Genomic DNA, 10650 nt, shown 5'->3' with positions numbered 1-10650 from the left:
TTGCCGCATTACGAAAGGACGCTTTGTTCCGCACCATTCCATTCAATGCCCCAGGTAGAGGCGCGCTCGAGGCTGATCTTATGACGCAGGGCGATGCCCGCGAATTCTGCCAAGGCGCTTAGCTGCGCCCCATATCCGACCCTGTCTGAGGGCCAGCGCATGACATCCCCTGCGCTGCGCAAGGCGTTTAAGAATACCGGCCTTTGATCAGGGTTCAGCATCATTGGCAATCCATAAAGCCAAAGAGCAAGGGGCAGCGTTAGGGGCGCTGTTACATCAGGTTCGACCTCGTGGTTTTCCCCAAAAAGGGCCTCGCAGAACGCGGTCCCTTTTGAGAAGAAATGTAAACCGCTGGTGGCGCGTGGGTTGCATTCCAAGGGCAAGAGCCGCCCGTGCGCTGTCTGTACGACGTCAAAGGATATCTGTCCGGTCCAGTTTGTTGCTGAAACGATCCGTTCAACAAAGGCGCGCAGTGGTGCAGTTTCCTCTGGGGTAAAACAGACCGCTGCGCCCACTCCCGCACGGACCAGACCGCGATAAGCGCTCAGCGCCACCAGATGGCCAGCGCGGGCAATGGCGTAGATACAGAGTTCCGTTCCATCAACATATTCCTGTGCAACCCAGGGATTTTGAGCCGTGGGGCGAAGCCGCTGGAGTTTTGGTGCTTTTGGCTTGATGAGAACCTGAGATCCAAACCGGGACCAGACCGGTTTGAACACCAGGTTCTGGGCGTTTTGCACATGAAGGGCGAGCTCTCGCTGTGTCGTGACCAGCTGGGTTTGTGGTGTTGGCAGGCCCAAGCCCTCACACAGACGGATGAAATGGTATTTGTTGTGGACCTGAGAGAGCTTCGCCAGTTTTGGCGCAAAAAGCCGAGCATTGGGGGGTCTGCGTTGCCAAAGTGCGCCTAGATGCAAGACCTCTTCACAGGTTGGAATGACGAGGGTGATGCCTCTTTCTTCTATGATATCATGCAGGGCGTCACCTGCCGCCTCTGGCTCTGTGCTAAATGGCGGTATCCGGTAATAGGGGATATTCATTTGGCTGGCCGCGGCGAGAGGATGCTTCACGTGATCCAGCAAGGACACGCCATGCCCTGCGTCGTTAAGCAACCTTGCCAGATGCAGCGCGACGGGTGCGCGTGCTCCGGTGATTAACACGGATGGTTTTGCATTCATCGTCGGGACGTCACTTTACCTTAGCGAAATAGGGCTGGATCGTATTGAATTATACTGAGTTTGAAATGGGTAGCTGAAGTTTCGCTGTTGCCAGAAGTAGAGCCTGTCAAGTTGAAGGCTAAGATATGTCTTGGCAAGCTGCTAGGTTCGCCATTCAATAACCGGGTGGGTCAGTTTCAAAAGAAGACACCCTTCCATGCTGGAAGAGTGCAATAAACCCCACCCTGCTACACATGATCAGAGATCACTTGTTGTCCAGCCCAGCTATCAGGTGGTCTATTGCGGCGCGCACGCGTGTTGGCATGTGTTGACGCTCTGGATAGACAAGCCAATGAGATCGCGTGGTGTCGACGAATTCAGGCAAGATCTCCACGAGCGTGCCCGCCTGAATCTGAGACACAACATTGCTGGCGGGCGTATAGATCACGCCCAGCCCTTGGACAGCTGCTTCACGCGCTGCGACGATACTGTTGGCGCGTACCCGCCCGGACACGCGGAGTTCGATGTTCGTTTTCTGGTCAGGGTCACTGAAGCGCCAAAGATCATTGTTGATCACCAGGCAGGAATGGTCGCGCAACGTGCGGGGATGGTGTGGTGCTGGGTGCCGGTCCAGGTAGGCGGGGGACGCAGCGCAGACCAAGGGGCGGCTGGACAGCTTGCGGGCGATCATGCCACTTTCTGCCAAAACCCCGTATCGAATGGCAAAGTCAAAGCCCTGATCGACAAGATCCACCAGCCGGGTTTCAAAATCCATTTCCAGCGTGATTTTTGGGTGTTGCGCCGCGAATTGCACCAGTAAAGGCGCCACCTGCTCTTCGACAAATGGCCCAGCCCCTGACATGCGAATGGGACCGGCCAAATCAGCGTGGGTGCTGATGGCCGTCTGGTTGGCCTCCTGCAGCCCTTCGATTACCCGTTGCACCTGTTGGTGATAGCGCTGGCCGATGTCGCTGAGCTGCACCACCCGTGTGGTGCGGTTGAGAAGTTTCACCCCAAGCCGATCTTCTAACGCGCTGACCTGTCGAGACACATGAGAGGTAGAGACACGCAGCCTTTGCGCGGCCTTGGTGAAGCTGCCGCACTCCGCCACGGTTGCAAACTCTAAAATGCCTTCAAACATGGGCCGCCCGTCACCTTATTGTTGCAGTGCTGCAATTATGTTTTGACAATTAGCGGGATAATGAATGCACGGCAACAATGATAGGTCCGTTTCAGCACTGTATTCTGATCAAGGAAAACCGCGATGACCAACTCTGTTCTGGTGGTAGTCACCTCACACGACAAACTGGGCGACACAGGCGAGCCTACCGGCTTCTGGCTGGAAGAACTGGCGGCACCCTATTACCTGTTGCAAGATGCTGGTGTGAAAATCACTCTGGCCTCCCCCAAGGGCGGGCAGCCACCACTGGACCCCAAAAGCGATGATCCGGCCGCAGAAACCGAGGCAACACGGCGCTTTAAGGCGGACGCAGCCGCCAATGCGGCGTTGAGCGAGACGGCCAAACTGTCCGAGGTGAAGGCCGAAGATTATGATGCGGTCTTTTATCCTGGTGGCCACGGTCCGATGTGGGATTTGGTGACAGACACAAACTCGATCGCGTTGATCGAGGCCTTTTGGGCCACAAACAAGCCTGTTGCTGCCGTCTGTCATGCCCCCATCGTGCTGGCCAACACCAAGGACGCAAATGGCGCATATATTGTCAAAGACCGCGCTGTGACAGGTTTCACCAATAGTGAAGAAGACGCCGTTGGCCTGACGGATATCGTACCATTGCTGGTCGAAGACACGCTCATTGACCGCGGAGGCAAGTTCTCCAAAGGCGCCGACTGGGCTCCTTTTGCCAGCCAAGACGGCAATCTGATCACGGGCCAAAACCCTGCCTCGTCTGAGAAAGTGGCGGAGCTGCTGTTGCAGCAACTGCGGGCCTAACGTTCCTCATCTTTCATCGCTGACATGGCCGGAGATTTCCGGCCATGTCCCATGGTTATCCGGGTACGGCTGGGGCGATTTCGATATCTGTCTCGAACAGATAGTTGGCCAAGGCCGCTTCAACCGCTTGTGCCGATGCTTGGGCGTCGCTGGGCAGGGTCACTGTCACGCAAAGCCCGCGTGGACCACCCGTCGCGGCATCCACCTGCGCGTTGGGCAGGTTGAACTCCTCTGTAAGTACTTTGGACACCACCAGTTTTGCTGCGTCACAGCGAAGGCTCGGTTTGAAAATCTTGCCAACCGAGGTCAGTGGAATTGCGTCAATCACCTCTATGATTTTAGGCCAAGCGGGGCGTTCATCGATGGTCTTTTGTGCATGTGCCATAAGTTCTGCAATGCTGACACTGGCCTCTGGGTGCAGCTGCACATAGCACATGGGGAGTTCACCTGCATAGGCATCGGGCAGGCCAACCGCTGCGGCAAGGGCCACATCGGGGTGCGTGCTCAGGGCGTTTTCGATCATGGTTGGATCGATGTTGTGTCCGGATCGAATGATCAGATCTTTGGAGCGACCTGCCACGTAGAGACAGCCATTGGCGTCTTTGTACCCCAGGTCACCTGAGTTCAGCACGCCCTGTGCAAAGACACCGTCATTGTGGGCCGGGTCGCGGTACCCGGGCGAAATATGATCCCCACGGATTGCGATCACACCGATCTCTTCGACATCGCAAACCCCACCCAGGCTTCCATCGGCATTGAGTTTCAACACATCGACCTGCGTATAGGGCAAGGCCCAGCCCACGGAGCCGGAGGTGCCTTTGCCAAATGGTGGGTCAATGCTGATCAGGCCGGAGGCCTCTGTCATCCCGAGAATTTCGTACAGCGTGCATCCTGTGACGTCTTTGAAACTGTTGGCGACGGCTGGTGGCAACAGCGAGGCGCCCGTCATGCCCGCGCGGACGGTGCTGATGTCATTGTCACCCAAAGGTGTTTGCAACACAGCCCCCAGCGCTGTTGGCACGCCGGCCACCAGTGTGACCTTGTGATCGGCGACCAATTGCCAAAAGTTGGCAACCACAGCAGGGTTACGCAATCCCGCCGGTGTTATGACCAGCAGCTCAATACCCGCCATGAAGCCGCTCAAGCCAGCGACGATGGTGCCGGCAACATGAAATAATGGGAAGGTGGCGGTCAAAACATCATCTGGCGTGTAGCCGCACATGACCGCCCCGCCAAAGGCCGCTACCAGCTGACTGCGATGGGTATGCGCCACCAACTTTGGCACGCCTGTGGTGCCGCCAGTATGGAAATAGGCGGCGAGATCATCCCCGCTGCGGGCATCCCCAAATGTCAGGTGATCGTCAGGCTGTTCTGCCATCGCAGTGGCGAAATCAATAATCCCGTCGTCTGCCGCGGCGCCCGGAGGCGACAGGCGCACCAACTGGAGCTCAGGCATTTGCGCCTGTATCACTAGCGCCTTTTCCCAGATGTCCAGTTGCGGGTGGGGTCCCAAAGCCACCAGTATCTTCACCTCCGCGGCCCGGAGCAGTTCGACGATGCTTTCAGGTTGCAGCAGAAAGTTGATGGGAACTGCATATCCCACCGTCTCAGCGCCCCACAGGGTGGCATGGGTTTCCACCAGCGCAGGCAGCATGAAGGCGACACCTGGCGCTGTACCGCCGATCTGTGCAAACAGATTGGCGGCGCGCCGGATCTGTCCCAGCAAGTCCTGATAGCTGACCTGCCGTGGGGTTTCATCTGGCGCGCCGGTCATGAGCATTGTCATCGCTGTGGCGTCTGGGGACCGTGCGGCGCTGTTGATGAACACGTCCAAAATGCTCTGCTCGGGCAAACGTGCCTCAAGCGACATCTCGGTTTCAAAGCGCAAAAGATCACTTTGGGACTTAATCGGATGTGTACCGAAATCTGCCATCATATGCTCCCAGCACATCAGTTAATGTAACATAAAACCTCCGCTAGACAGCCTGCCTTTGCAAGCCCCCAGCACGTGGCGTTACAGGTGAAAGGAACCCGCATGCGCCAGTCTCAACAGGGCACAATGGACTGGTGCGAAGGTCCGGGGAGGGGCCTGTGTTCAAAATTCGCCGGACATTGCGGCCTGCGGGCAGGCTGTGGGATTGGTCGTTGCGTTCCGGCCGCCCTATGGCGATGTTGTTTCAGAATCTTGGCGCCAGTGGGTGAAACGTGCTGGCGGGATTCGACCCGGTCAGATGAACAGTTCAGGATTATCGGCAGCTATGGCAAAGAATTCTCCCAAAACCTCCACCGCCTCGGCTGGGAGAGCGGCCTTGTCTCAAAATCCCCATGCGGTTCGGGAGGTCCGCGAAAAGAACCTGGAGGTCGCCATCGGACGTCAGGTGCGGGAGCTGCGAAAACGGCAGCGCCTGACAGGGGCCAATCTTGCGGAGCTGACGGGGCTGTCCGTCGGGATGCTGTCGAAAATCGAAAATGGCGTGATTTCTCCATCGCTCAATACGCTTCAGGTATTGGCCGACGCCCTTCGGGTGCCTTTGATGCAGTTGTTTTCAGGCTTTGAAGAGGCACGCGGAGCGATGCATGTCAAAGCCGGGCAGGGCGCTGAGATTGAACGCGCAGGCACCCGTGCAGGCCACCAGTACCAGCTGTTGGGACATATCGGATCTAACAATTCGGGTGTCGTGATTGAGCCCTATTTGATCGAGCTGACCACCGAGAGCGACCGGTTCCCGACGTTTCAGCACGAAGGCCTGGAGCTGTTATACATGTTGGAGGGTGCTGTCGACTACCGCCACGGAGATCAGATCTATCACCTGGAGCCAGGGGACAGCTTGCTTTTTGACGCGGATGCACCACACGGTCCCGAAAATCTGGTGTCTCTTCCTGCGCGCTACCTGTCGGTGATTACTTACCCACAACAAAGATGATTTCCTGTGTGCTCAATAGATGTGCGTTGACGGCATTTTTGCCGATCTGTTGAGCAAAATCTTCGATGCGGGCGGAAAGTGTAAGGAAAATTCCCCAGGGGAAAATAATTGCATTTTTAGTAAATAAACTTTCCCTGTAGTCAATTTGTGACGGCATAGAGGCCGAAGCAAATTGGAGAAAGCAATGTGTGGCATCGTAGGGCTGTTCCTGAAAAAGGAAGAACTGCGCCCGCAATTGGGCGACATGCTCACGGAGATGCTCATCACCATGACCGACCGGGGGCCTGATAGCGCCGGGATCGCGATCTATGGCGATGAGACCGAGGGTGTGATCAAGATCACCATTCAATCGGATACGCCAAATGAGGCATTCCTCGGGTTGGACGGGCGCCTGAGCGCTGCGATCAACAAGCCAGTGGGCATAAAAGTGATCAGCACACATGCCGTGCTGACTGTGCCAGCTGACACAGAAACGGCTGCGATTGCTTTTCTTGAGGAGAATGGCCTGCGTATCATGGGGTCGGGCCAGTCGATGGAAATCTACAAAGAGGTCGGTTTGCCCGAGGATGTGGCCGCACGTTTTGACCTGCGGGGCATGGGCGGCAGCCACGGGATTGGCCATACCCGTATGGCCACCGAAAGTGCTGTCACCACAATGGGTGCGCACCCGTTTTCGACCGCCGATGACCAGTGTCTGGTGCACAATGGTTCACTTTCGAACCACAACCAGATGCGCCGCACGCTGGCGCGCAAGGGGGTCTTCACCCGCTCGGAAAACGATACCGAGGTTGGGGCGGCCTATATCTCCTCGCGCGTTGCCGAAGGGGCCACTTTGGGTGAAGCGCTAGAGGGCACGCTGGAGGACCTGGACGGGTTCTTTACCTTCGTGGCGGGCACCAAAGACGGCTTTGGTGTCGTGCGTGACCCGATCGCCTGCAAGCCCGCCGTGATGGCCGAAACCGACGACTATGTTGCTTTTGCCAGCGAATACCGTGCTTTCGCAGATTTACCTGGTATCGATGGGGCCCGTGTCTGGGAACCCGAACCCGCAACCGTCTATTTCTGGGAGCGCTGAACCATGAGTACCACTCTCGACATGGCGCAGCTTGACCTGCGCGCGGTCAACACCAGCCTGCAGGCTGCTGCCAAGGCCCAGGCGAACGATGAATTTGTCATTGAAAACCCCCGTGGCAGCCACGCCATGGCCTGCGGTTTGGATGGCGCGATCCGCGTGACCGTGAACGGCTCGACCGGCTATTACTGTGCAGGCATGAACCAGGAGGCTGAGATCACCGTGACAGGTTCGGCGGGTCCGGGTGTTGCGGAAAACATGATGTCCGGCATCGTTACCATCGAAGGTGACGCCAGCCAATACGCCGGAGCCACCGGCCATGGTGGTCTGCTGAATATCAAAGGCAACGCCTCTTCGCGCTGTGGCATTTCGATGAAAGGCATCGACATCGTGGTGCATGGCAACATTGGCCATATGTCTGCCTTCATGGCGCAAAAAGGCAACCTGGTTGTCCTGGGCGATGCCGGGGACGCCCTGGGGGACAGTCTTTACGAGGCGTGCTTGTTCGTGCGCGGAGAGGTCAAATCCCTTGGCGCCGACTGCATCGAAAAAGAGATGCGCCCAGAACACATAGAGCTGCTGACCGATCTGCTGGCCCGTGCCGGTGCTGACGCGCAACCGCAAGAGTTCAAACGCTATGGCTCAGCGCGCAGGCTTTACAACTTCAACATCGACCACGCCGGCGAATACTGAGGAGAGCGACAGATGGAAAACACCCCAAATACCCTGCCGCGTCAGTCGTGGACCTTCTCAAACGATACCAACTCGGAAATTCGCCGTGCTGCGGATACTGGCATCTATGACATTCGTGGTGGTGGCGCCAAACGCCGGGTGCCGCATTTCGACGATCTGCTGTTCCTCGGCGCCTCTATGAGCCGCTACCCGCTGGAAGGATACCGTGAGAAATGCACCACCAGCGTGACGCTGGGCACACGGTTCGCCAAGAAACCGATCGAGCTGGATATCCCGATCACCATCGCGGGGATGTCCTTTGGCTCGCTTTCCGGCCCGGCAAAAGAGGCCCTGGGCCGTGGCGCCACCATGGCTGGCACCTCGACCACCACAGGCGACGGCGGCATGACCGAGGAAGAGCGCGGCCATTCTGAAAAGCTGGTCTATCAATACCTGCCCAGTCGTTATGGGATGAACCCCGATGACCTGCGTCGCGCCGATGCGATTGAGGTTGTGGTCGGGCAGGGTGCCAAGCCCGGCGGCGGCGGCATGTTGCTGGGCCAGAAGATCACCGAACGCGTTGCTGGGATGCGTTGCCTGCCTGAGGGGATCGACCAGCGTTCAGCCTGCCGTCACCCAGACTGGACCGGCCCCGACGATCTGGAGATCAAGATCCTCGAGCTGCGCGAGATCACCAATTGGGAGAAGCCGATCTATGTCAAGATCGGCGGTGCGCGCCCCTATTACGACACAGCACTTGCCGTGAAGGCTGGGGCCGATGTGGTGGTTCTGGATGGTATGCAGGGCGGCACCGCTGCCACACAGGACGTGTTCATCGAACATGTGGGCCAGCCGACGCTGGCCTGCATTCGCCCCGCCGTTCAGGCCTTGCAGGATCTGGGCATGCACCGCGAAGTCCAGCTGGTGGTCTCCGGTGGCATTCGCACCGGCGCGGATGTGGCCAAGGCCCTGGCGCTCGGGGCTGATGCTGTCTCCATTGGGACTGCCGCGCTTGTTGCGCTGGGGGATAATGACCCCAAGTGGGAGGCCGAATACCAGAAACTGGGCTCCACCACCGGCGCCTATGACGATTGGCACGAAGGCCGCGACCCTGCTGGTATCACCACGCAGGACGCCGATCTGATGGCCCGTCTTGACCCGACCGAGGCCGGTCGGCGCCTGCGCAACTACCTCAATGTGCTGACGCTGGAATGCCAGACGCTGGCGCGCGCCTGCGGCAAAAGCCATGTGCACAACCTCGAACCCGAGGATCTATGTGCGCTGACGATGGAGGCCGCCGCCATGGCCCAGGTGCCGCTGGCAGGCACCAACTGGTACCCCGGAAAACCCGGATTCTGAAACGCCCAGGGGCGGGGAGACTTCCCCGCCTTTCTTTCAATGACAGGGAACGACCAAATGACCGATCTGGCCGCCTTCGCCCAGGAAAAGGGCATCAAGTACTTCATGATTTCATTCACCGATCTTTTCGGTGGACAGCGGGCCAAGCTGGTGCCTGCGCAAGCCATTGCGGATATGCAGGAAGACGGTGCAGGCTTTGCCGGCTTTGCAACCTGGCTGGACATGACACCAGCGCATCCCGACATGCTTGCGGTGCCAGACCCCGAAACTGTCATTCAGCTGCCCTGGAAGCCAGAGGTCGCCTGGGTCGCCGCCAATCCAGTGATGGAGGGCGCAGACGTCGCACAGGCGCCGCGCAATGTGCTGCGCAAACTGGTGGCCGAGGCCGCCGAACTTGGCCTGAACGTAAAAACTGGCATCGAGGCAGAATTTTTCCTGCTGACGCCTGAGGGCGACAAGATTTCAGACCCCGCCGATACGGCTGAAAAACCCTGTTATGACCAACAGGCCGTGATGCGGCGCTATGACGTGATCGCCGAAGTGTGTGATTACATGTTAGAGCTGGGCTGGGGCCCGTACCAGAATGACCATGAGGACGCCAACGGCCAGTTCGAGATGAACTGGGAATTCGACGACGCCCTGAAAACCGCCGACAAGCACAGCTTTTTCAAGTTCATGGTGAAATCTGTCGCTGAAAAACACGGGCTGCGCGCGACCTTCATGCCAAAACCCGTTGAAGGGCTGACCGGCAACGGCTGCCACGCCCATATCTCGGTCTGGGATCTGGCGGGCAAGACAAATGTCTTTGCCACCGACAAGGGCACTGGTCAGACAGGTGAGCTGGGCCTGTCCGAGCAGGGCGCTGCCTTCCTGGGTGGCATTATGAAACACGCAAGCGCGCTGGCGGCGATCACCAATCCGACCGTGAATAGCTACAAGCGTATCAACGCGCCGCGCACCATGTCGGGCGCCACCTGGGCTCCGAATACCGTGACCTGGACCGGCAACAACCGCACGCATATGGTGCGCGTACCGGGGCCTGGCCGTTTTGAGCTGCGCCTGCCTGATGGCGCTGCCAACCCCTACCTGCTGCAGGCCGTGATCATCGCCGCTGGCCTGTCGGGGATCAAAACCAAGGCCGATCCTGGCCCGCGTTACGACATCGACATGTATGCCGAGGGCCACACTGTCACCGACGCGCCCAAACTGCCGCTGAACCTGCTGGACGCGATCCGCTGGTTCGACGAGGACGCCGCGTTGAAGGCAAAGCTGGGCGAGGAATTCTCTGCTTCTTACATCAAGATGAAGATGCAGGAATGGACGTCTTTTGTAACCCATTTCTCCCAATGGGAACGCGATACCACTCTTGATATCTGACCCCAAGGTGAACGGCCCAGGCCCATGGGTCTGTTAGGCCTCTGCGTCAGCGCGGCGGCCCCGACCGGTCACATCGGTTATGGTCGCCTTTGGCAAAATCCAGATCCCCTGTAAGGGGCAGAGTTCTTTGCGACTTAG

Annotated in this window: 9 protein-coding genes; 6 read left to right on the top strand and 3 right to left on the bottom strand. The window is 58.2% G+C overall.

The features are described 5' to 3' along the window. Positions 1-8: 8 nt before the first annotated feature. Positions 9-1178, bottom strand: a complete 1170-nt coding sequence (locus tag MED193_RS00350) for an ATP-grasp domain-containing protein (RefSeq protein ID WP_009807621.1) — start codon at positions 1176-1178, stop codon at positions 9-11. A 244-nt stretch (positions 1179-1422) separates the two neighbouring features. Then, complete coding sequence (locus tag MED193_RS00345; protein ID WP_009807620.1) at positions 1423-2298, bottom strand: LysR family transcriptional regulator; 876 nt, start codon at positions 2296-2298, stop codon at positions 1423-1425. Positions 2299-2421: 123 nt separating this feature from the next. On the opposite strand from MED193_RS00345, the gene MED193_RS00340 reads away from it, so the two are divergent. Beyond that, positions 2422-3108 (top strand): type 1 glutamine amidotransferase domain-containing protein, encoded by a 687-nt coding sequence (locus MED193_RS00340; protein WP_009807619.1) that lies wholly within the window; start codon positions 2422-2424, stop codon positions 3106-3108. Positions 3109-3163: 55 nt separating this feature from the next. Here MED193_RS00340 and MED193_RS00335 read toward each other — a convergent pair whose 3' ends face one another. After that, on the bottom strand, positions 3164-5041 hold the full coding sequence (locus MED193_RS00335; protein ID WP_039965655.1) for an acyl-CoA synthetase: 1878 nt from the start codon (positions 5039-5041) through the stop codon (positions 3164-3166). 325 nt (positions 5042-5366) lie between these two features. Here MED193_RS00335 and MED193_RS00330 point away from each other — a divergent pair, with 325 nt between their 5' ends. The 5 genes from MED193_RS00330 (at position 5367) to glnT (ending at position 10512) form a co-directional block, all read left to right on the top strand. Continuing rightward, a complete protein-coding gene (locus tag MED193_RS00330; protein WP_009807617.1) occupies positions 5367-6032 on the top strand; it encodes an XRE family transcriptional regulator in 666 nt (221 codons plus the stop codon). A 184-nt stretch (positions 6033-6216) separates the two neighbouring features. Next, positions 6217-7107, top strand: a complete 891-nt coding sequence (locus MED193_RS00325; protein ID WP_009807616.1) for a glutamine amidotransferase family protein — start codon at positions 6217-6219, stop codon at positions 7105-7107. Positions 7108-7110: 3 nt separating this feature from the next. Then, entirely contained in the window at positions 7111-7797 is a 687-nt protein-coding gene (locus MED193_RS00320) for a protein GlxC (RefSeq protein ID WP_198133838.1), read from the top strand. Positions 7798-7809: 12 nt separating this feature from the next. Continuing rightward, on the top strand, positions 7810-9135 hold the full coding sequence (locus MED193_RS00315; RefSeq protein WP_009807614.1) for an FMN-binding glutamate synthase family protein: 1326 nt from the start codon (positions 7810-7812) through the stop codon (positions 9133-9135). Positions 9136-9192: 57 nt separating this feature from the next. Further along, the gene (glnT, locus tag MED193_RS00310) at positions 9193-10512 is read left to right on the top strand and encodes a type III glutamate--ammonia ligase (RefSeq protein WP_009807613.1); all 1320 of its coding nucleotides are present in this window, start codon (positions 9193-9195) and stop codon (positions 10510-10512) included. Positions 10513-10650 lie beyond the last annotated feature (138 nt).

Source organism: Roseobacter sp. MED193, assembly GCF_000152965.1.
Taxonomy (GTDB): domain Bacteria; phylum Pseudomonadota; class Alphaproteobacteria; order Rhodobacterales; family Rhodobacteraceae; genus Pseudophaeobacter.
The sequence above is the reverse complement of the archived record's forward strand: the minus strand, read 5'-3'. Positions and strand labels throughout refer to the sequence as shown.

Excerpts from the sequence above, each read along its gene's own strand:
- MED193_RS00350 (WP_009807621.1), bottom strand. The coding sequence starts at position 1,178 with ATGAATGCAAAACCATCCGTGTTAATCACCGGAGCACGCGCACCCGTC.
- MED193_RS00345 (WP_009807620.1), bottom strand. The coding sequence starts at position 2,298 with ATGTTTGAAGGCATTTTAGAGTTTGCAACCGTGGCGGAGTGCGGCAGC.
- MED193_RS00340 (WP_009807619.1), top strand. The coding sequence starts at position 2,422 with ATGACCAACTCTGTTCTGGTGGTAGTCACCTCACACGACAAACTGGGC.
- MED193_RS00335 (WP_039965655.1), bottom strand. The coding sequence starts at position 5,041 with ATGGCAGATTTCGGTACACATCCGATTAAGTCCCAAAGTGATCTTTTG.
- MED193_RS00330 (WP_009807617.1), top strand. The coding sequence starts at position 5,367 with ATGGCAAAGAATTCTCCCAAAACCTCCACCGCCTCGGCTGGGAGAGCG.
- MED193_RS00325 (WP_009807616.1), top strand. The coding sequence starts at position 6,217 with ATGTGTGGCATCGTAGGGCTGTTCCTGAAAAAGGAAGAACTGCGCCCG.
- MED193_RS00320 (WP_198133838.1), top strand. The coding sequence starts at position 7,111 with ATGAGTACCACTCTCGACATGGCGCAGCTTGACCTGCGCGCGGTCAAC.
- MED193_RS00315 (WP_009807614.1), top strand. The coding sequence starts at position 7,810 with ATGGAAAACACCCCAAATACCCTGCCGCGTCAGTCGTGGACCTTCTCA.
- glnT (WP_009807613.1), top strand. The coding sequence starts at position 9,193 with ATGACCGATCTGGCCGCCTTCGCCCAGGAAAAGGGCATCAAGTACTTC.